This window comes from Dactylosporangium sp. NPDC049140, from assembly GCF_040648435.1.
The window spans coordinates 163,554-184,014 of sequence record NZ_JBEZDS010000014.1; the positions used below are offsets into that span (position 1 = coordinate 163,554).

Sequence of the window (20,461 nt, forward strand, 5' to 3'; positions counted from 1 at the left end):
GTCAGCCCCCGGCCGGCAGCAGGCTCATCTTGTACTCCGTGCGGTCGTCCTCGGTGAGGATCGCCGAGGCCGCGCCCTTGGCCACCAGGTCGCGCCAGGTCTGCCCGAGCCACGACTCCGCGTCGGACTGGCTGGAAAACGCCTCGGTCGGGCCATCGACGGGCCTGCTCTCGGCGTCTTCGAACTGCCACGTCCACGCCATGGTCACTCTCCTGTCCCAGGTAGAAGACTTCGAGCGTATCGGCCGCGTGGCCCTGAGCCGAGTCCGGCCACCGGTGTCCCTCTAAAGTACGGGGCATGCGGTTGCTGGTGCTCGGAGGAATCCGGTCCGGGAAGTCGGAAGTGGCGGAGGCGCTCGTCGCCGGGGCCGGGGCGGTGCGATACGTCGCCACCGCGCGCGAGAGCACGTCGGACGCCGGGTGGGCGGCGCGCATCGCCGCGCACCGGCAGCGCCGGCCGGGGTCCTGGGCGACCGAGGAGGTCGGTGACTCCCCGGAACGCCTCGCCGAGCTGCTGACCGGCGCGAAGGCCGAGGACGCGATCCTCGTCGACGACCTCGGCAACTGGCTGACGGCCGTGTACGACGGCGGCGGCGACCTGTCCGACGCGCCGATCGCCGCGCTGGCCGACGCCGTGCGGTCCTGCGGCGCGGGGCTGCTGGTGCTGGTGGGGCCCGAGGTGGGGCTGGGGGTGCTGCCGGCGACCGAGGCCGGGCGGGCCTTCGCCGACGCCAGCGGCCTGCTCAACCAGCGCGTGGCCGCCGCCTGCGACGGCGTGGCCCTCGTGGTGGCCGGTGAGGTGTCCTGGCTGCGCGGCGGCGACCTGGTGCAGCACGCGGGCGCGCGCGAGGCCGCGGCGGCCGCCGAGCCCGCCGCCGCGCGGACGCCGGAGCCCGAACCGTTCGTCTTCGATGCCGCCGGGGCCGGCGCGGTGCTGTCCACCGCCGACGGCGGCGACACGCTGTCGTTCTCCCCCGGCATGGAGCTGCCGCTGCCCGACGAGTCCACCGCCCACGAGGCGGCCGAGCGGCTGCTCACGCTGCGGCTCAACGGCGCCGGCCTCGGCGGGCTGGTGCCCGTCGTGCGCTTCGCCGGCGGGGTGCAGGGCCGGCCCGACCCGCGCCCGTTCCAGCAGCCGCGGGTGCTCGTGCTGCGCGGCGACCGCACCGGCGGGTTCGCGGCCGGGGACTCCGCCGAGGCCGCCGACCGCCGCCTGGACGAGGTCGTGGAGGGCACCGGCACCCTGGCCATGCTCGCCGCCAGCGCCGGCGCGAGCGTCCAGGCCATCGACTGCCCGTCCGCGGGCCCGGCCGAGCTGCACGACGCCCTGGACGACACGGGCGTGGACGCGGCGCTGACCCTGGGCTGGCGGCTCGCCGACGCGGCCGCCAACGAGGGCGTCGACCTGCTCGTGCTGGGCGCCTGCGGGGCCGGGTCGGACGCGGCCGCGGCCGCGATCGTGGCCGTGCTCACCGGGGCCGAGCCGGCCGCCCTGCTGGGCCGGGTCGTGGACGCCTCCGGCTTCGTCGACGACGCCGCCTGGATCCGCAAGATCGGCGCCATCCGCGATGCCCGTCACCGCATCCGCTCGCGCAGCCGCGAGCCGCACGTGATGCTCTCGATGCTGGGCGGCGGCGACATCGCGGTCGCCACCGGCGTCGTGCTCGGCGCCGCCTCCCGCCGGCTGCCGCTCATGGTCGACGGGCCGGTCGCGATCGCGGCGGCGCTCGTGGCCCGCGACTACGGCGCGCAGACCCGGCACTGGCTGCTCATGCCCGACCACGGCGACAACCCGACGGTGAAGCTGGCCGCCGACGTGCTCGGCGCCGCGCCGCTGCTGTCGCTGCGCCTCGCGCTCGGCGAGGGCGCGACCGCGCTCGCGGCGCTGCCGATGGTCAACACGGCCCTCACGATCGCCGCCGCGACCCCGGTCCGCGCCCCGGAGGCGCCCGCCGACGCGGCCGCGGACGACGGGCTCAGCGAGCAGGAGCGCATCGAGGTGGAGATCCAGCGGGTGGTGGCGGACTCGCCGACGGCCGAGATGCCGTACGTGAAGCCGTCGTGGGAGGACTGAGGCTCGCGCTGAGCCTGTTCACGGTCGCGCCGGTGCGCGCGGACCGGGTGGACCGGCCGACGGTCCGGGTGGCGATGCTCCTCGCGCCGGTCGCCGGGGCCCTGCTGGGGCTGGTCCTGGCGCTGCTGGCCGGCGGGCTGGTGCGGCTGGGCGCGGCGCCGCTGCTCGGCGGGGCGGTGCTTGTCGCGTTCGCGCTGCTGCTCACCCGCGGGCTGCACATCGACGGCCTGGCGGACACCGCCGACGGGCTCGGCTCGTACGCCGGGCCCGACAAGGCCCTCGAGATCATGAAGAAGTCCGACATCGGGCCGTTCGGCGTGGCCGCCATCGCCGCGGTGCTGCTCGTGGACGCGGCCGCGGCGAGCGCGCTGACCCTGGCCCCGATCGTGCTCGCGTTCGCCGCCGGGCGGCTGGGGGCGACGGTGGCCTGCCGGCGGGGGCTGCCCGCGGCCCGGCCGGAGGGGCTCGGCGCGCTGGTGGCCGAGACGGTACCCCGGTGGCTGCTGGGGCTGGTGACGCTCGTCACGGGCGCGCTCGGGGTCCTGGTCGACCCGCTGCGCGGCCCGCTCGCGGTGCTTGTCGCGGTGCTTGTCGCGGGCGCCCTGACGGTGCATGCGCGGCGGCGGCTGGGCGGTGTGACGGGTGACGTCATCGGCGCGAGCATCGAGCTCGCCACCGCCGCCGCGCTGACCGTCCTGGCTACCTGACCGAGGACTTCACGAACGGCGGCTTGACCACGCGCACCGCCGAGCGGCGGCCGCGCACGTCGAGGGCCACCTCGTCGCCCTCGCTCACGCCGGCCGCGGTGTCGACGAGGGCCAGGGCGATGCCGACCTTGCGGGTGGGCGAGAAGGTACCGCTTGTCACCTCGCCGATCGGCGCGCCGTCGGCGGACAGCACCGCCATGTGCGCGCGCGGGATGCCGCGGTCGAGCGCCTCCAGGCCCCAGAGCACCCGGCGCGGGCCCGCGGCCTTCTCGGCCAGCAGCGCCTCGCGGCCCCAGAACTCCGGCTTGCTCCAGCCGACCGCCCAGCTTGAGCGCGCCTGCACCGGGGTGATGTCCAGGGAGAGGTCCTGGCCGTGCAGCGGGTACCCCATCTCGGTCCGCAGCGTGTCGCGCGCGGCGAGGCCGCAGGGCCGGGCGCCGGCCTCGACGATCGCGTCCCAGAGGGTGTGCGCGTCGTGGGACGGCACGACGAGCTCGTAGCCGTGCTCCCCGGTGTAGCCGGTGCGGCAGACGACGACGTCGGTGCCCTGGTAACCGGCGACCGTGAAGCTCATGTACTCGTGGTCCGTGGGCAGGCCCAGGCCGGCGAGCAGCTCCGCCGAGCGCGGGCCCTGCACGGCCAGCACGGCGAAGAGCTCGTGCTGGGCCACGATGCTGATGCCGTTGGGCGCGGCGGCGGTGAGGCGGCGGACCACCTCGGCCGTGTTCGCCGCGTTCGGGATCAGGAAGACGTCGTCGTCGCCGAACCGGTACGCGATGAGGTCGTCCACCACGCCCCCGGTCTCGTCCAGGCAGAGGGTGTACTGCGCCTGGCCCGCGCTGATGCGGTCGAGGTCGTTGCTGAGGCAGGCGTTGACGAACGCGGCCGCGCCGCGCCCCCGCACCCGGGCCTTGCCCAGGTGGGACACGTCGAACACGCCCACATCCCCGCGGACGGCCGCATGCTCCTTGAGCACGCCGCCGCCGGCGTACTCCAGGGGCATCTCCCAGCCGCCGAACGCCGCGAACTTGGCCCCGAGCGCCGCATGACGGTGATACAGCGCGGGGTGCCGCAAGGGTTGGGTCATGCCCGCAACCTATCGCGTTGGTTATCGTGTCCTGCACCCGATTCGGCGGCATGCTGAAGTTGCGGCGACCCCGCAGTGAACCATCCGGCCCCGAGCACAGCGAACCATCAGTGATGTGGAGCACCAGTGACCTCCCTGACCCTGGTCGACACCGACCCCGCCACCCTGGCCGTCGACGCCGTCGTGATCGGCGTGTACGCGGACGCCGGCGGTGACGCGAAGCTGCTGCTCGCGCCCGGCGCCGAGAGCGTGACGGCGGCGTTCAGCGACCGTCCGGGCGGCGGGCTCGCCGAGACCCTGCGGGTGCTCGGGGCGACCGGCGCGCTCGGGGAGGTGACCAAGCTCGCCGCGTTCGGCGCGGTGACCGCCCCGCTCGTGGTGGCGGTCGGCCTGGGCACGCCCACCGGCGGCGACGCGGGCCGGGCGCCGGTGGCCGAGTCGCTGCGCCGCGCGGCCGGGTCTGCGGCCCGGGCCCTGGCCGGTTCGGCCTCGGCCGCCCTGGTGCTGCCGCTGGCCGACGACGGCGAGACGGGTGCCGCGGCGCTGGGCCCCGGCCTGCGGGCGGTGACCGAGGGGGCGCTGCTGGGCGCGTACCGGTTCGCCGGCTACAAGTCCAAGCCCGTCGCCGGCCGCCGGGACCCGCTGCGCAAGGTGCTCGTGCACGTGCCGGACGCGGGCAACCGGGCGGCGAAGGCCGCGCTCAAGCGCTCCGGGGTGCTCGGCGCCGCCGTGGCCCGCACCCGGGACTGGATCAACACGGCGCCGAACGAGCTGCGGCCGCCCGCGTTCGCCGAGCAGGTCGCGGCGGCGGCGCGCGAGGTCTCCCTCGATGTGTCGGTACTGGACGAGAAGGCGCTGGCCCGCCAGGGGTACGGCGGCATCCTGGCCGTCGGCCTGGGCTCGGCGGCCGCCCCGCGCCTGGTGCGGCTGGCCTACGAGCCGGCCGGGGCCACCCGGCGCGTCGCGCTCGTGGGCAAGGGCATCACCTTCGACACCGGCGGCGTTTCGATCAAGCCGACCGCCGGCATGTGGGAGATGAAGTCCGACATGTCCGGCGCCGCCGCGGTCGTCGCCGCGATGCTCGTGATCGCCCAGCTCAAGCCCAAGGTGGCGGTCGTGGCGTACGCGCCGATGGCCGAGAACATGGTCTCCGGCAGCGCGTACCGGCCGGGCGACGTCGTGAAGATGTACAACGGCGCGCAGGTCGAGGTGCTCAACACCGACGCCGAGGGCCGCATGATCCTCGGCGACGCGATCGCGCGGGCCTGCGAGGACGACCCGGACTACCTGCTCGAGGTCTCGACCCTCACCGGCGGGCAGGTGATCGCGCTGGGCAAGCGCATCGCGGGCGTCATGGGAACGCCGGAGCTGTGCGACCGGGTCCGCGACGCGGGCGACCGGGCGGGCGAGCCGGCGTGGCCGATGCCGCTGCCCGAGGACGTGCGCAAGGGCATGGACTCCGACGTGGCGGACATCTCACAGGTGAACGCGGGCATGGACCGCGCCGGCCACATGCTGCAGGGCGGCGTCTTCCTGTCGGAGTTCGTCGCCGACGGCGTGCAGTGGGCCCACATCGACATCGCGGGCCCCAGCTACCACACCGGCGAGCCCTTCGGTTACTGGACCAAGGGCGGCACGGGGGTACCGGTACGCACGCTGGTCGAGCTGGTGGAGGAGATCGCCGCCGAGTAGGGGCCGAGCCGCAGTTCCCCCGAGGTGAGCGGAGCGGGCCAACTCAGCTCTTCTTGTTCCTGGCGTTGTAGTCGCGCCAGCGCTGGGGGTAGCCCACCAGCGCGATGTCGTACACGGGCATGCTCAGGCGGTGCGCGAACTGGCGCGCCGCCTGCGGGCTGTCCATCCGCCGCCGCGTCCACTCGCCGTCGTGGGCGATGAGCAGCAGTGTCGTCTCGGTCACGGTCGTGCGGGGCTCGATGAAGCCCTCCACGCCGCGCCGGGAGCGCACGAACTCCTCCAGGTAAGCCAGGTCCTCACGGCTGGCGGCACGGCCACCCGCCGCCGGCTTGCGTCGGCGGAACCAAGCCACGATCGCTCCTCAACGTCGAGTCCCTGCACAGGTCGTGCACAGGGTACGACGTCACGACCGGTCCCCGGGACCCCGCGAAGGCGCCCTACCGTCGCAGGCGGGCAGCGCAAGTGACAAGATGGCCCAGGATGGTCATAGCGAAGGGCGAACCCCGCATTCGCACCGTCACGAGCCGGCAGGCCCGTGCATCACCTGGGAGAATTCGTGAGCGACCCACACGCCAACTCCTTCGACGTTCTCGTCCTGGGCGGCGGCAGCGGCGGTTACGCGACCGCCTTCCGCGCGGCTCAGCTGGGCCTGTCCGTCGCGCTGGTCGAGAAGGACAAGCTCGGCGGCACGTGCCTGCACCGCGGCTGCATCCCGACGAAGGCGCTGCTGCACGCGGGCGAGGTGGCCGACGCCGCCCGCGAGGCGGACCAGTTCGGCATCCAGGCCGTGTTCAACGGCGTCGACATGAAGGCCGTGAACGCCTACAAGGACGGCGTGGTCACCAAGCTGTACAAGGGCCTGCAGGGCCTGGCCAAGGCCCGGCAGGTGACCCTGATCGAGGGCGAGGGGCGCCTGGTCGCGCCGGACGCCGTCGAGGCCGCCGGGACGCGGTACACCGCGAAGAACATCGTGCTGGCCACCGGCTCCTACTCCAAGACCCTGCCCGGCCTGGTCGTGGACGGCGAGCGGGTCATCACCAGCGAGCACGCGCTGGGCCTGGACCACGTGCCGGCCTCCGCGGTCATCCTCGGCGGCGGTGTCATCGGCTGCGAGTTCGCCAGCGCGTGGAAGTCCTTCGGCGTCGACGTGACGATCGTCGAGGCGCTGCCCCGGCTGCTCGCGGTCGAGGACGAGGCGAGCTCGAAGGCGCTGGAGCGGGCCTTCCGCAAGCGGGGCATCAAGTTCAAGGTGGGCAAGCCCTTCGAGGGCGTCGAGCGCACCGACGGCGGCGTGAAGGTGTCGATCCAGGGCGGCGACACGATCGAGGCCGAGCTGCTGCTGGTCGCCGTCGGCCGCGGCCCGACGACCGCCAACCTCGGCTACGAGGAGCACGGCGTGAAGATGGAGCGCGGGTTCGTCATCACCGACGAGCGGCTGCGCACCTCCGTGCCGGGCGTCTTCGCGGTCGGCGACATCGTGCCGGGCGTGCAGCTGGCCCACCGGGGCTTCCAGCAGGGCATCTTCGTGGCCGAGGAGATCGCGGGGCTGCACCCGCAGGTCTTCGACGAGGCCGGCGTCCCCCGGGTGACGTACTCCGAGCCCGAGGTCGCCTCCGTCGGGCTGAACGAGGGCAAGGCCCGCGAGCTGCACGGCGACGACAAGATCGAGACGTTCCAGTACGACCTGACGGGCAACGGCAAGAGCCAGATCCTCAAGACCGCCGGCTTCGTGAAGCTGATCCGGGTCAAGGACGGGCCGGTCGTCGGCGTCCACATGGTGGGCGCCCGGGTGAGCGAGCTCATCGGGGAGGCCCAGCTCATCTACAACTGGGAGGCTTTCCCCGGCGACGTCGCCCCGCTCGTTCACATGCACCCGACCCAGAACGAGGCTCTCGGCGAGGCGCACCTGGCGCTGGCCGGCAAGCCGCTGCACGTTCACTGATCACTGGCAACCGACCGCCACCAAGCAAAGTAGGAGTCGTTTCAGATGCCGGTATCGGTCACCATGCCCCGGCTGGGCGAGAGCGTCACCGAGGGCACCGTCACCCGCTGGTTGAAGCAGGAAGGCGACCACGTCGAGGCCGACGAGCCGCTGCTCGAGGTCTCCACGGACAAGGTCGACACCGAGATCCCGTCCCCGGCCGCCGGGGTGCTGACCCGGATCGTCGTGCAGGAGGACGAGACCGCTGAGGTCGGCGCCGAGCTCGCCGTCATCGGCGACGGCACGGACGGCGACGCGGACAGTGGTTCCGCGCCCGCCGCCGAGGTCGAGGAGGAGCCGGCGGCCGAGGCGGAGCCGGAGGGCGTCGAGCCCGAGGAGCAGCCCGCCGAGGCGCCGGAGGAGCCCGAGGCCGAGGCGCCGGCGGCGTCCGGCGGCGGCGAGAGCACCGCGGTGAAGATGCCCGCGCTCGGCGAGAGCGTCACCGAGGGCACCGTCACCCGCTGGCTCAAGCAGGTCGGCGACAGCGTCGAGGCCGACGAGCCGCTGCTCGAGGTCTCCACCGACAAGGTCGACACCGAGATCCCGTCGCCCGTCTCCGGCACGCTGCTGGAGATCAAGGTGCCCGAGGACGAGACCGTCGAGGTCGGCGCGGAGCTGGCCGTGATCGGCAGCGCCGGGGCCGCGCCCGCGCCCGCCAAGGCTGAGCCCAAGCCGGAACCGAAGGCCGAGGCCAAGCCGGAACCGAAGGCGGAGCCCAAGCCCGAGCCGAAGGCCGCCGCCCCCGCGCCGAAGGCGGCCGAGCCGCAGCCGGCCGCGAGCGCGCCGGTGCAGGCCGGACCGGCCACCAACGTCACCGCGACCGGCTCCGCGCCGGCGAGCGGCAACGGCAAGGTGGCGGGCGACGAGGCCGGCTACGTCACGCCGCTGGTCCGCAAGCTCGCCGCCGAGCACGGGGTGAACCTCTCCGGGCTCGCCGGCACCGGCGTCGGCGGGCGCATCCGCAAGCAGGACGTGCTCGACGCGGCGGCCAAGGCGAAGCAGGCCGCCGAGAAGAAGCCGGCGCCCGCGGCCGCCCCGGCCGGCGGCTCGACCGCCGCGGCCCCGAAGGCGGCCCCGAGCCCGCTGCGCGGCCAGACGCAGAAGCTCAGCCGGATGCGGGCGCTCATCGCCCGGCGGATGGTCGAGTCGCTGCAGATCTCGGCCCAGCTCACCACCGTCGTCGAGGTCGACGTCACCAAGGTGGCCAAGCTGCGGGAGAAGGCCAAGGCGCAGTTCCTGGCCACGCACGGCGTGAAGCTGTCGTTCCTGCCGTTCTTCTCCCTCGCCGCGGTCGAGGCGCTGCGGGTGCACCCGTCGGTGAACTCCTCGATCGACCTCGAGTCGGGCACGGTCACCTACCACGACGCCGAGCACCTCGGCATGGCCGTCGACAGCGACAAGGGCCTGATCGTCCCGGTCATCAAGAACGCGGGCGACCTCAACCTCGCCGGGCTGGCCAAGCGCATCGCCGACGTGGCCGAGCGGACGCGCGGCAACAAGCTCAGCCCGGACGACATCGCGGGCGGCACGTTCACGCTGACCAACACCGGCAGCCGGGGCGCGCTGTTCGACACGCCGATCATCAACCAGCCGCAGGTGGCGATCCTGGGCACGGGCGCGGTCGTCAAGCGCGCCGTCGTGCTCAGCGACCCGGAGCTCGGCGAGGTCATCGCGCCGCGCTCGATGGTCTACCTGGCCCTGTCGTACGACCACCGCATCGTCGACGGCGCCGACGCCGCGCGCTTCCTGGGCACGATCAAGGAGCGCCTGGAGGCCGGCAACTTCGAGGCCGACCTGGGCCTCTAGCCCAGCCCGTCAAGGGGCGTCCCGGTGGTCGGGGCGCCCCTTGATGTTCCCCGGGGACGGATCCGGGCAAGATGACCTCATGCAGATCCTGATCGCGGGGGCGTCCGGCTTTCTCGGGCAGCGACTCATCCCTCACCTGCGCGCCGCCGGGCACCAGGTCACGCCGCTCGTACGGCGCCGGCCCCGGCCGGGCGAGGTGCGGTGGGACCCGACCGCTGGCGTGCTGGACGCCACCGTCGTGGCCGCCGCCGACGCGGTGATCAACCTGGCCGGGGCGGGCGTCGGGGACAAGCGCTGGACCGCTGAGTACAAGAAGGTGCTGGTCGACAGCCGGGTCGACACCACGCGGACGCTCGCCCGGGCGATCGCCGCGGCCCCGCGCAAGCCGCAGGTGCTGCTCAACTCCTCCGCCGTCGGCTTCTACGGCGACACCGGCGACCGGGCCGTCGACGAGACCTCCCCCGCGGGTGAGGGGTTCCTGGCCGACCTGTGCAAGGTCTGGGAGGCCGCGACCCGGCCGGCCGAGGACGCCGGGACGCGGGTGGCGCTGCTGCGCACCGGGTTCCCGCTGGACCCGGCGGGCGGCCTGCTCAAGCCGATCTACCTGCAGTTCAAGCTGTTCGCGGGCGGGCGGATGGGCAGCGGGAAGCAGTACCTGCCCTGGATCTCCGTCCCCGACTGGCTCGGCGCGGTCGAGTTCACGCTCGAGCGCGGATCCGAGGGCAAAGGAATCGCCGGACCGGTCAACCTCACCGGGCCCGAGCCGGTCACCAACGCCGACTTCAGCGCCGCCCTCGCGCGGATCCTGCACCGGCCCAACCTGTTCCCGGTGCCGGGCTTCGCGCTGCGGGCGGCCGTCGGCGAGTTCGGCGGCGAGGCCCTGGCGAGCCAGCGGGTGCTGCCGGCGGTACTGGTGCGCGAGGGTTTCCCCTTCGCGCACCGCACCGTGGAGGAGGCCCTTCAGCAGGCCGTGTCGTCGATCACGTAGAAGTCGGAGCCGGTCTGGCGCAGGCCGTGCGTGGTGAACACGTTGTAGAGGCCCATGTTCTGGTTGGAGCCGTTGGCGTACGTGTACCCGCCCGACTGGTGCGCCCGCCCGGCGACCACGTGCGCGTAGTTCGAGGCGCGCACGCACGGCCCGGAGCCCTGGCTCGGGGTCGGACTCGCGGTCGGCGAAGAGGTCGGCGATGAGGTCGGCGAGGTGCTCGTCGGGCCGGTGGTGGGGCCGCCGGTCGAAAGGCCCCAGTCCAGCGCCTGGTAGTACGCCGAGCAGATGGTGTCCTTGTAGTACGTGCCCGCGGTGCCGCACTGCTCGGTGGCCGAGCCGGGGTCGACCGGCGTCGCGTGGGTCATGCCCGACACGAGGTACACCTTGACCTTGTCCCCGTAGTTCGACAGGGACGTGCCGCCGGGCAGCGAGGCCGTCGCGGTCGGCGTCTGCCCGACGCCGAGCACGTCTGTCCACTGGTCGCGCAGCTCGGTGGCGTTGGCCGGGGCCACCGTGGTGTCGGAGGTGCCGTGCCAGATCGCCACCCGCGGCCGCGCGCCGGAGTAGCCCGAGTACGCGGCCCGCACCAGGTCGCCCCAGGCCGCCGGGGTCTTGTCGACGCCCGGGTTCATGCAGCTGTACGCGGCCGTCGCCGACGTCGCGCACCGGTACGGCAGGCCGGCCATGATCGCGCCGCCGGCGAACACGTCGGGGTAGGTGGCCAGCATCACGGCCGTCATCGCGCCGCCCGCCGAGAGGCCGGTGACGTACACCCGCGCCGGGTTCGTGCCGTAGTTGGCCACGGCGTAGTCGACCATCTGCTTGATCGACAGCGGCTCGCCCGAGCCCCGGGCGGTGTCGCCCGTCTCGAACCAGTTGAAGCAGCTCGTGCTGTTGTTCGCGGACTTCTGCTCGGGCAGGACCAGGGCGAACTTCCACAGGTCGGCGTACTTGCGCCAGCCGGAGTTGGTGAAGTAGTCGGTGGCGTTCTGGGTGCAGCCGTGCATCGCCACGACGACGGGCGCGCCCGACGGGAGGCCGTCGGGGCGGTACGAGTACATCGTGAGGTTGCCGGGGTTCGAGCCGAAGCCGCTCACGGTCGTGAGGGTCGCGGCGTAGGCGGGCGTCGAGACGGTGGTGAGCGCGACCGCGGCGATCAGTGCGGCGGCCGCGGGCAGGATCCAGCGCAGTGGCCTGGGCATGGCGGTGCCCTTTCTTCGTGGGGAGCACCACGCTAGGTGTGAGCTTCGACGCACCACTATGTCCGGATCCCACACAGTTCTTTCCTCGGCCATGACCATCGGACGCAGATAGTCTGGCGTCGTGACCAGCGTGGTGGGAATGCGGATCGTCCGGGCGGGGCTCGTGGACTACGAGGCGGCGCTCGCCGAGCAGCGGCGCGTGCACGCGGAGGTCGCCGACGGCGCGGCCCCCGACACGGTGCTGCTGCTGGAGCACCCGAGCGTGTACACGGCCGGCAAGCGCACCGAGCCGGCCGACCGGCCCTTCGACGGCACGCCGGTGATCGACGTCGACCGCGGCGGGAAGATCACCTGGCACGGGCCGGGGCAGCTGGTCGGCTACCCGATCGTGCGGCTGCCCGATCCCGTGGACGTGGTGGCGTACGTGCGGCGCATGGAGCAGCTGCTCATGGACGTCTGCGCGGAGCTCGGGGTCGCCACGGTCCGGGTCGAGGGCCGTAGCGGCGTCTGGGTCCCGGCTGACGAGCGCGGGCCGGATCGCAAGGTCGCGGCGATCGGCATCCGGGTCGCCCGCGGGGTCACCCTGCACGGGTTCGCCCTCAACGCCGACTGCGACCTCTCGCGGTACGACATCTTCGTGCCCTGCGGCATCCGCGACGCGGGCGTGACGTCGCTCTCGGCCGAGCTGGGCCGGGACGTGACCGTCGCCGAGGTCCTGCCGGTCGTGGAGCGGCACCTCACGACGCTGTGCTGATCCGGTAGGCCACGACCGGGATGAGCTCGGGGTCGACGTCGTCCATCCGGTCGTGGTCGTCGCAGGCGAAGCCGAACAGACCCTGCATCGAGGAGCAGCTGATCTCGTCCGGGTCGGCCGGCTCGAAGCCCAGCGGCTCCCCCTCGTCCTCGCTGGAGCCGGGGTCGGCGCCCACGCTCACGGCGCGCACCCGGGAGCCGTCGCGCCAGACCCCGTAGCTGCACCAGCCGGCGTCGCTGTGGGCGGCGTGCAGGTACACGTGGCGCCGCTCGGTCGCGGCCAGCACCACGGGGTCGAGCTCGGACGGGCGGCGCGGGGTCAGGCCCCAGCTGCACACCAGGTCGAGCCCCGAGAAACAGCCGACGAAGACCACGTCGGCGGGCGGGTTGAGGGCGTCGACCAGCAGCTCGTCGCCGATCTCCTCGACGTGGGCGCCCGGGAAGAGGCGCTCGGCGAGCGCGCGGGTGGCCGGTTTGTCCAGCACCGGGTAGGACCGCAGGACATCGATCGGGTTGCCGTCGGAGAACGCGACGAGGGTGTCGTTGAGCGCCACCTCAGGCCTATTGCCTGCCCGAGTGATTCGGAAACCTCCCGCTCCACGGCGGCGATGGTGAATCCATCTGGAAGTGACGTCAATCGCGTTCCCGGTTCCTGGGCAGTCGCCGGGCGTAGTCTTCGAAACGTGACCGCCGTTGTTCCCGAAGGCCGTCGTCTGCTGCGCATCGAAGCGCGCAACGCGGAGACGCCGATTGAGCGCAAACCGTCGTGGATCAAGGTCTCGGCCAAGATGGGTCCCGAGTACACACATCTGCGGGGGCTCGTCCAGCGCGAGGGCCTGCACACGGTCTGCCAGGAAGCCGGCTGCCCGAACATCTACGAGTGCTGGGAAGATCGCGAGGCGACCTTCCTCATCGGCGGTGATCAGTGCACCCGCCGCTGCGACTTCTGTCAGATCGACACCGGCAAGCCGGCCGAGTTCGACGCCGACGAGCCGCGCCGGGTCGCCGAGTCGGTCGCGACGATGGGGCTGAAGTACGCCACCGTGACCGGTGTGGCCCGCGACGACCTGCCCGACGGCGGCGCCTGGCTCTACGCCGAGACGGTCCGGCAGATCCACTCGCTGGTCGAGGGGTGCGGCGTCGAGCTGCTCATCCCCGACTTCAACGGCGACCCCCAGCAGCTCAAGGAGGTCTTCGCCGCCCGCCCCGAGGTGCTCGCGCACAACGTCGAGACGGTGCCGCGGATCTTCAAGCGCATCCGGCCCGCGTTCCGCTACGAGCGGTCGCTGGACGTGCTGACCAAGGCGCGCGAGGACGGCCTGGTCACCAAGTCGAACCTGATCCTCGGCATGGGCGAGGAGCGGGCCGAGGTGTCGCAGGCGCTCCGGGACCTCTACGAGGCCGGGTGCGAGCTCGTGACGATCACGCAGTACCTGCGCCCGACCCCGCGGCACCACCCCGTGGAGCGCTGGGTCAAGCCCGAGGAGTTCGTCGAGCTGCGCGAGGAGGCCGAGCAGATCGGCTTCGCGGGCGTGCTGAGCGGGCCGCTGGTGCGTTCGTCGTACCGTGCCGGGCGCCTCTACCGCCAGGCGCTGGACAGCCGGGCTCTCAACTCTTGACGTCGTCCCTCTAGACTCGGAGGCATGGCAAAGGCCCAGGAGCCGGAGAAGGTTTCCTTCTTCAGTCGGCTCAAGCAGATCGGCATGGTGTTCTCGTTCACCGCCAAGCGCGACAAGGCGTTCGTGCCCCTCGTGGTGACGGTCGTTCTCGTGCCGCTGATCGCGGTCGGCGTCGCCATCGCGCTGGGCGTGTCCTGGATCTGGGCCCCGCTCGGCGTCCTGCTGGCGCTGCTCGGCACCGTCATCGTGCTCAACCTGCGCTCGCAGAAGGCGATGATGAAGGAGGCCGAGGGCCAGCCCGGGGCCGCCGCCTCGATCATCGAGAACATGCGCGGCGACTGGCGGGTCAGCCCGGCGATCGCGTCCACGACGCAGTTCGACATGGTGCACCTGGTCATCGGGCGCCCCGGCGTGATCCTGATCGGCGAGGGCAACCCGGGCCGGGTCAGGGGGCTCATCGGCCAGGAGCGGCGCCGGCTGGTCAAGGTGATCGGCAACGCCGAGCTGCGCGACTACATGGTCGGCAACGAGGAGGGCCAGATCCCTCTCGCCAAGCTGCGCAACCTGCTCGTCCGGCTGCCGCGCACGATCACGGCCAAGGACGTCAACGCGCTCGACAAGCGGCTCACCGCGCTCTCGGCGCGTCCGCAGATGCCGCGGGGCGCACTGCCCAAGAACATGAAGCCCCCGAAGGGGCAGTTCAAGGCGATGCGCGGACGCTGAGCGCCCGTCCTACACGGCCTGCACGACGGAGCCCGAGGCCCGGTCGTGCAGGCCGCGCTGGTTCTCGTCCATGATCAGGGCGGTGATCAGCGGGAGCATCACGATCGCCCGCAGCAGCGCCCGCGGTACACCCAGCGGACCCCCTGTGTTCATGGACACACAGCGGATGCGGAAGAGCCGCATGCCCAGCGTCTGGCCGAAAAACCCGAGAAACAGCCCGTAGACGACCACGAAGAGCCCCGGCGCGAGCCACGGTTCATCGGTCGGGCTCGCGAACGCCCCGGCGATGAGCAGGCACGATATCCAGTCGATCAGCAGCGCGCCGAAGCGGCGGGCGAGCGAGGCCGGCACGATCTCCACGGGTTCCACGACGAGTCAGACTATCGAACGACGTACCGCCGCCGATCGGCCGAGCCAGCCGCGGCGAAACACAGCGGAAACAATCGAGACATGCCGGGGCAATCGCGCAGTTCTACGGTCGCGACCAACCAGCCACCTTCACACTGAAGTGATCACCAGACTGGTCTGCCTGCGACCTGGAGGACGAGTGTTCGCCAATTCTGAAGAGCTGTTGCGGTACCTGAAGGATGAGGGCGTCCGCTTCGTCGACGTTCGCTTCTGCGACCTGCCGGGCGTGATGCAGCACTTCAACGTTCCCGTCGAGTCTTTCGACGCGGCGGTCTTCAGTGACGGCCTGGCGTTCGACGGCTCCTCGATTCGTGGATTCCAGGCGATCCACGAGTCGGACATGCTGCTGCTGCCGGACCCGGCGTCGGCCTTCATCGACCCGTTCCGCGTCGAGAAGACCCTCGCCCTCAACTTCTTCATCCACGACCCGTTCACCCGCGAGGCCTACTCGCGTGACCCGCGTAACGTGGCGAAGAAGGCCGAGGCGTACCTCAAGTCGAGCGGCATCGCCGACACCGCGTACTTCGGCCCCGAGGCGGAGTTCTACATCTTCGACTCGATCCGCCACGAGACGTCGGCGAACCAGGCGTTCTACTACATCGACTCGGTCGAGGGCTGGTGGAACTCCGGCAAGGAAGAGCCGGGCGGCAACCGGGGCTACAAGACCGCCTACAAGGGCGGCTACTTCCCCGTCCCGCCGGTCGACCACTACGCCGACCTGCGTGACCAGATCGTCCAGCGGCTGCTGGGCGCCGGCTTCGTCGTCGAGCGCTCGCACCACGAGGTCGGCACCGCCGGCCAGGCCGAGATCAACTACAAGTTCTCGACCCTGCTGCACGCCGGCGACCAGCTGCAGCTGTTCAAGTACATCGTGAAGAACGCGGCGTGGGCGGCCGGCAAGACCGCGACGTTCATGCCGAAGCCGCTCTTCGGCGACAACGGCTCGGGCATGCACACCCACCAGTCACTGTGGATGGGCGGCGAGCCGCTGTTCTACGACGAGGCCGGCTACGGCGGCCTGTCGGACACGGCCCGCTGGTACATCGGCGGCCTGCTGCACCACGCGCCGTCGCTGCTCGCGTTCACCAACCCGACGGTCAACTCGTACCGCCGCCTGGTGCCGGGCTACGAGGCGCCGGTCAACCTGGTGTACTCGCAGCGCAACCGCTCGGCCTGCACCCGCATCCCGGTGACGGGCACCAACGCCAAGGCCAAGCGCGTCGAGTTCCGCGTGCCGGACCCGTCGGCGAACGTGTACCTCGCGTTCTCGGCCATGCTCATGGCCGGCCTGGACGGCATCAAGAACAAGATCGAGCCGCCGGCCCCGATCGACAAGGACCTGTACGACCTCCCGCCGGAGGAGGTCGCGAACGTCAAGCAGGTCCCCGGCTCGCTGGACGAGGTGCTCACCACCCTCGAGGGCGACCACGGCTTCCTGCTCGAAGGCGGCGTGTTCACGCAGGACCTGGTGGACACCTGGATCTCGTACAAGCGCGCGAACGAGGTCGACCCGGTCCGCCTGCGGCCGACCCCGCACGAGTTCGCCATGTACTACGACGTGTGATCTCCGCACGTCCCGCACGACCGCAGCGGCCCGTCCCGGATCAGGGGCGGGCCGTTCCGCGTCCGGGCTCACGCCGAACGGCACGGTGCCGTACGAGCGCCAGGTGGCACGACGCCGGCGCTGAGAGCGCTAGGCGCCGTCGAAGATGCGTTCCACGGCGGCTCTCGCCCGGCGGGCCACGCGTAGGTACTCGTCCAGGAACTCCTGAGGCTCCGCCCCCGGGTCCAGGGCGGCCGCCGCCGCGGCCAGGTCCGGGCCCTGCCGCGGGAGCTGGTCCGTGGCGCGGCCGCGGACCAGGGTCAGCAGGTTGCGCACGCGCGAGGCCTGGCGCCAGGCCGCCCCCAGTTCGGCCGCGTCGGTCGTCGACAGCAGGCCCGCGTCCGTGGCCGCGGTCAGGGCGGCCAGGGTCCGCGGGGTGCGCAGGGCCGGGACGGTGTGGCCGTGCTGCAGCTGCAGGAGCTGGACGGTCCACTCGACGTCGGCCAGGCCGCCGCGGCCCAGCTTCGTGTGGGTCGCGGGGTCGGCGCCGCGCGGGAGGCGCTCGCTGTCCACGCGGGCCTTCAGGCGGCGGATCTCCTGGATCTGCTCGCGGGTGAGGCCGCCCTGGGGGTACCGCTTCGTGTCGGCCAGCTCCAGGAAGCGGGCGCCGAGTGACTCGGAGCCGGCGACCGCCCGCGCGCGCAGGAGGGCCTGGGCCTCCCAGACCTTCGACCAGCGGGTGTAGTACTGCCGGAACGCCCCGAGACTGCGCACCAGGGGGCCCTGGCGGCCCTCGGGGCGCAGGTCGGCGTCGACGCCCAGCGGCGGGTCGTGGGCCGGGCGGGAGAGCAGGCGGCGCAGCTCCTCGGCGATCGTGAGGGCGGCCCGGGCGGCGGCGTCGTCGGCGGTGCCCGGCGGGGCCTCGTACACGAACAGGACGTCGGCGTCGGAGGGGTAGCTGGTCTCGGCGCCGCCGAGGCGGCCCATGCCGATGATCGCGAACTCCAGGCCGGGGGCGGCCGCGGCCGTCACGCCCAGGGTCGCGCGCAGGGTGGCGTCGATCACGGCCGAGAGGGCGTCGCCGACCGCCGTCACGTCGAGCAGGCCGAGCAGGTCGGCGCCGGCGATGCGGAACAGCTCGCGGCGGCGCAGCGCCCGGACGGCGTTGATGGCGGTCTCCGGGTCGCCGTGGCGGGCCGCGGCGGCCGCGAAGCCCTCGGTGAGGACCTCGGCGCTGCGCGGAACCAGCTCGGCGTCGTCGGCCAGCAGGCGCAGCGCCTCCGGGTCGTGGATGAGCAGGTCGGTCACGTACCGCGACAGCGCCAGCAGCCGCGCCAGGCGCAGCGCGACCGGGCCCTCGTCGCGTAGCAGCCGCAGGTACCAGGGGGTGTTGCCGACCTTCTCCGACACCTGGCGGTAGGCCAGCAGGCCGCGGTCGGGCTCGGGGGCGTCGGCGAACTCGCTCAGCAGCGCCGGGAGCAGCTGGCGCTGGATCGCCGCGGTGCGGGAGACGCCGCCGGTGAGGGCCTCGATGTGCCGCAGGGCGCCGGCCGGGTCGGCGAAGCCGAGCAGGTCGAGGCGGGCCCGGGCGGCGTCGGGGGTGAGCCGCAGCTGCTCGGTGGGGACGCGCGCGACCGCCTCCAGCAGCGGCCGGTAGAAGAGCTTGGCGTGCAGGCGGCGGACCTCGCCGGCGTGGCGGACCCACTCGGCGCGGAACGACTCCACGGCGTCGCGGGCCGCGTTGGGGCGGTAGCCGAGCGCGTGGGCGAGCCAGCGCAGGCCGTCGGGGTCGTCGGGCACGGTGTGCGTGCGACGCAGGCGCTGCAGCTGGAGGCGGTGCTCGACGACGCGCAGGAAGCGGTACGCGCGCAGCAGCGCCTCGCCGTCGGCCAGCCCGACGTAGCCGCCCTCGATGAGCGCCCGCAGGCCGGCGAGGGTGGTCGGGGTGCGCAGGGACTCGTCGGCCCGGCCGTGCACGAGCTGCAGCAGCTGTACCGCGAACTCGATGTCGCGCAGCCCGCCCGGGCCGCGCTTGATCTCCCGGTCGACCTCGGCCCGCGGGATCGCCTCGATGATCCGGCGGCGCATCGCGCGGACCTCGTCGACGGCCTCGGGCCGCTCGGCGGCCGACCAGATCAGCGGCCGCAGCTCGGCCAGCCACTGCTCGCCCAGCGCGAGGTCGCCGGCGGCCGGGCGGGCCTTGAGCAGCGCCTGGAACTCCCAGGTCTTGGCCCACTTGCGGTAGTACGCCAGGTGCGAGGCGACGGTCCGCACGAGGGCGCCGCGGCTGCCCTCGGGGCGCAGCGCGGCGTCGACCGGCCAGGCCACGACCCCGCAGATCTCCATCATCCGGGCGGCCAGCACGCTGCCGGCCCGCATCGCGGTCTCGGTGTCGGCCCCGCCGACCGGCTCGGCGACGAAGACCACGTCGACGTCGCTGACGTAGTTGAGCTCCCGGCCGCCGCACTTGCCCATCGCGACGACGGCGAGGCGGCACTCGTCGTCACCCCGCTCGGCGACGGCGATGGTCAGCGCCGCCTGCAGGGTCGCGTCGGCGAGCTCGGTCAGGCGCCGCATCGTGGCTTCCACGTCGGCGGCCGCGGTGAGGTCGGCGGCCACGATGCGCAGCAGCTCGCGGCGGTACCCACTGCGCAGCAACGGCACCGTGGACACGTCCCGGGTCTCGTAGCCGGCCGCGCGCTGGCTCTGCTCGCCGACGAGCTCGCGCCACTCGTCGGGGTTGGCCACGAGCAGGTCGCCGAGGGTCGCGGAGACGCCGAGCACGCCGATGAGCCGCCGGCGCAGGGTGCGGTCGGACAGGACCGCGTCGCGCACCTCCTCCCCCGCGGCCTCGACGAGCCGGTGCAGCTGGAACAGGGCGAGGTCGGGGTCGGCGGCGAAGTACAACGTGTCGAGCACGGCCGCGGTCTCGTCGTCGGCGGGGCGGCGCGCGTCCGGGTCCCACAGCCGCAGCCCGTCGGGGCCGGCCATCGCCTCGGTGCGCCCGTTGTCGGTGAACCCGAACCGGGCCAGGTGCGCGGGGCTGGCCTTGATCGGGTCCATCAACGCGGCCCGATCAGCGGCAGGGAGCGCAGCCCGCCCTCGCCGGCACGGGGCGTGCGGCCCAGCGCCACGGCCGCGAACCGCTGCGCGAACGGCCGCCAGACGTCGGCGACGTCGTCGAGCGCCCCCTCGACCCGCTCCAGCATCTCGACCGGGTCGATGTCCAGCTCGACGAGGGTCTGCACGCCCTCCATCGCCCAGTCGGCGAACATCCGCAGGTCACACTCGATGTGGAACTGCAGGCCCCAGGCGGCGGTGCCCAGGCGGTACGCCTGGACCGGGTAGTGCGTCGAGGCGGCCAGCAGCGTCGCGTGCATCGGCAGCTCGACTATCTCGTCGCGGTGCCACTGGAACACGTCCGGGGCGAACGGGACGGCGGCGAAGATCGGGTCGTTGTCGGCGACGTCGCGGCGGGCGACGAGCCGCACGCCGATCTCCGGCCCGGCGGCGCTGCGCTCGACGGTGCCGCCGTGGGCGTTGGCGAGCAGCTGGGCGCCGAGGCAGATCGCCAGGGTCGGGACCCGGTGCCGGACCGCCTTGCGCATCAGCCCGTCGAGCTGCCCGAACCAGGGCGCGCCCCGCTCGCCGGCCTCGTCCGGGAAGGCGTCCTGCTCGCCGCCGAGCACCACCAGCGCGGCGTAGCCGTCGAGGGTCTCGGGCAGCGGCTCGCCGGCGTGCGGCCGGACGACCTGGAGCTGCAGGCCGCCCTCGGTCAGCCAGTCGCCGAGCCGGCCCGGGCCGTCGGAGGGGTCGTTCTCGACCACGAGGGTGAGGTTCCCGATCGTCACCCTCTGACAATATCCACCGACCGCGCAG

At 73.0% G+C, this 20,461-nt stretch carries 18 protein-coding genes; 10 read left to right on the forward strand and 8 right to left on the reverse strand.

Annotated elements, in window-relative coordinates; genetic code table 11:
- Nucleotide 1 precedes the first annotated feature (1 nt).
- Nucleotides 2-202, reverse strand: coding sequence for a hypothetical protein (locus AB0B76_RS23960; RefSeq protein ID WP_360378966.1), 201 nt, complete (start codon nucleotides 200-202; stop codon nucleotides 2-4).
- 95 nt (nucleotides 203-297) lie between these two features.
- Here AB0B76_RS23960 and AB0B76_RS23965 point away from each other — a divergent pair, with 95 nt between their 5' ends.
- Together AB0B76_RS23965 and AB0B76_RS23970 are read left to right on the forward strand one after the other, a co-directional pair.
- A complete protein-coding gene (locus tag AB0B76_RS23965) occupies nucleotides 298-2,073 on the forward strand; it encodes a bifunctional adenosylcobinamide kinase/adenosylcobinamide-phosphate guanylyltransferase (protein WP_360378969.1) in 1,776 nt (591 codons plus the stop codon).
- Nucleotides 2,061-2,780 carry an adenosylcobinamide-GDP ribazoletransferase gene (locus AB0B76_RS23970; protein ID WP_360378971.1) on the forward strand — a complete coding sequence of 240 codons (720 nt, stop codon included), beginning with the start codon at nucleotides 2,061-2,063 and terminating at the stop codon, nucleotides 2,778-2,780. The genes AB0B76_RS23965 and AB0B76_RS23970 overlap by 13 nt, the downstream gene beginning before the upstream one ends.
- Here AB0B76_RS23970 and gcvT read toward each other — a convergent pair.
- Nucleotides 2,773-3,867 carry a glycine cleavage system aminomethyltransferase GcvT gene (gene gcvT, locus AB0B76_RS23975; protein WP_360378974.1) on the reverse strand — a complete coding sequence of 365 codons (1,095 nt, stop codon included), beginning with the start codon at nucleotides 3,865-3,867 and terminating at the stop codon, nucleotides 2,773-2,775. The two genes, AB0B76_RS23970 and gcvT, sit on opposite strands and share 8 nt — an antisense overlap.
- 126 nt (nucleotides 3,868-3,993) lie before the next feature.
- Here gcvT and AB0B76_RS23980 point away from each other — a divergent pair, with 126 nt between their 5' ends.
- Complete coding sequence (locus AB0B76_RS23980) at nucleotides 3,994-5,559, forward strand: leucyl aminopeptidase (RefSeq protein ID WP_360378976.1); 1,566 nt, start codon at nucleotides 3,994-3,996, stop codon at nucleotides 5,557-5,559.
- A 43-nt stretch (nucleotides 5,560-5,602) separates the two neighbouring features.
- Here AB0B76_RS23980 and AB0B76_RS23985 read toward each other — a convergent pair whose 3' ends face one another.
- Nucleotides 5,603-5,911, reverse strand: coding sequence for a hypothetical protein (locus AB0B76_RS23985; RefSeq protein WP_360378978.1), 309 nt, complete (start codon nucleotides 5,909-5,911; stop codon nucleotides 5,603-5,605).
- Between the two features lie 204 nt (nucleotides 5,912-6,115).
- Here AB0B76_RS23985 and lpdA point away from each other — a divergent pair, with 204 nt between their 5' ends.
- The 3 genes from lpdA (at nucleotide 6,116) to AB0B76_RS24000 (ending at nucleotide 10,334) form a co-directional block, all read left to right on the forward strand.
- A complete protein-coding gene (gene lpdA / locus AB0B76_RS23990) occupies nucleotides 6,116-7,501 on the forward strand; it encodes a dihydrolipoyl dehydrogenase (RefSeq protein ID WP_360378981.1) in 1,386 nt (461 codons plus the stop codon).
- Between the two features lie 45 nt (nucleotides 7,502-7,546).
- Nucleotides 7,547-9,346 (forward strand): 2-oxoglutarate dehydrogenase, E2 component, dihydrolipoamide succinyltransferase, encoded by a 1,800-nt coding sequence (sucB, locus tag AB0B76_RS23995; protein ID WP_360378984.1) that lies wholly within the window; start codon nucleotides 7,547-7,549, stop codon nucleotides 9,344-9,346.
- 79 nt (nucleotides 9,347-9,425) lie between these two features.
- Complete coding sequence (locus AB0B76_RS24000; RefSeq protein ID WP_360378986.1) at nucleotides 9,426-10,334, forward strand: TIGR01777 family oxidoreductase; 909 nt, start codon at nucleotides 9,426-9,428, stop codon at nucleotides 10,332-10,334.
- On the opposite strand, the gene AB0B76_RS24005 is transcribed toward AB0B76_RS24000, so the two are convergent.
- A complete protein-coding gene (locus AB0B76_RS24005) occupies nucleotides 10,307-11,536 on the reverse strand; it encodes a PHB depolymerase family esterase (RefSeq protein WP_360378989.1) in 1,230 nt (409 codons plus the stop codon). The genes AB0B76_RS24000 and AB0B76_RS24005 overlap by 28 nt on opposite strands.
- Before the next feature lie 139 nt (nucleotides 11,537-11,675).
- Here AB0B76_RS24005 and lipB point away from each other — a divergent pair, with 139 nt between their 5' ends.
- A complete protein-coding gene (gene lipB / locus AB0B76_RS24010) occupies nucleotides 11,676-12,290 on the forward strand; it encodes a lipoyl(octanoyl) transferase LipB (RefSeq protein WP_360379132.1) in 615 nt (204 codons plus the stop codon).
- Here lipB and AB0B76_RS24015 read toward each other — a convergent pair.
- On the reverse strand, nucleotides 12,274-12,843 hold the full coding sequence (locus tag AB0B76_RS24015) for a hypothetical protein (RefSeq protein WP_360378992.1): 570 nt from the start codon (nucleotides 12,841-12,843) through the stop codon (nucleotides 12,274-12,276). The genes lipB and AB0B76_RS24015 overlap by 17 nt on opposite strands.
- A 129-nt stretch (nucleotides 12,844-12,972) precedes the next feature.
- Between AB0B76_RS24015 and lipA the strand changes: the two genes are divergently transcribed.
- Together lipA and AB0B76_RS24025 are read left to right on the forward strand one after the other, a co-directional pair.
- On the forward strand, nucleotides 12,973-13,908 hold the full coding sequence (gene lipA / locus AB0B76_RS24020; protein ID WP_360378995.1) for a lipoyl synthase: 936 nt from the start codon (nucleotides 12,973-12,975) through the stop codon (nucleotides 13,906-13,908).
- Nucleotides 13,909-13,932: 24 nt separating this feature from the next.
- On the forward strand, nucleotides 13,933-14,631 hold the full coding sequence (locus AB0B76_RS24025; protein WP_360378998.1) for a DUF4191 domain-containing protein: 699 nt from the start codon (nucleotides 13,933-13,935) through the stop codon (nucleotides 14,629-14,631).
- Nucleotides 14,632-14,640: 9 nt separating this feature from the next.
- On the opposite strand, the gene AB0B76_RS24030 is transcribed toward AB0B76_RS24025, so the two are convergent.
- Nucleotides 14,641-15,000 (reverse strand): RDD family protein, encoded by a 360-nt coding sequence (locus AB0B76_RS24030; RefSeq protein ID WP_360379000.1) that lies wholly within the window; start codon nucleotides 14,998-15,000, stop codon nucleotides 14,641-14,643.
- A gap of 178 nt (nucleotides 15,001-15,178) precedes the next feature.
- On the opposite strand from AB0B76_RS24030, the gene glnA reads away from it, so the two are divergent.
- Nucleotides 15,179-16,603 (forward strand): type I glutamate--ammonia ligase, encoded by a 1,425-nt coding sequence (gene glnA, locus AB0B76_RS24035; RefSeq protein WP_360379003.1) that lies wholly within the window; start codon nucleotides 15,179-15,181, stop codon nucleotides 16,601-16,603.
- 129 nt (nucleotides 16,604-16,732) lie between these two features.
- Here glnA and AB0B76_RS24040 read toward each other — a convergent pair whose 3' ends face one another.
- Entirely contained in the window at nucleotides 16,733-19,648 is a 2,916-nt protein-coding gene (locus tag AB0B76_RS24040) for a bifunctional [glutamine synthetase] adenylyltransferase/[glutamine synthetase]-adenylyl-L-tyrosine phosphorylase (RefSeq protein WP_360379006.1), read from the reverse strand.
- Nucleotides 19,645-20,427, reverse strand: a complete 783-nt coding sequence (locus tag AB0B76_RS24045) for a type 1 glutamine amidotransferase (protein WP_360379135.1) — start codon at nucleotides 20,425-20,427, stop codon at nucleotides 19,645-19,647. The genes AB0B76_RS24040 and AB0B76_RS24045 overlap by 4 nt, the downstream gene beginning before the upstream one ends.
- Nucleotides 20,428-20,461: the final 34 nt, after the last annotated feature.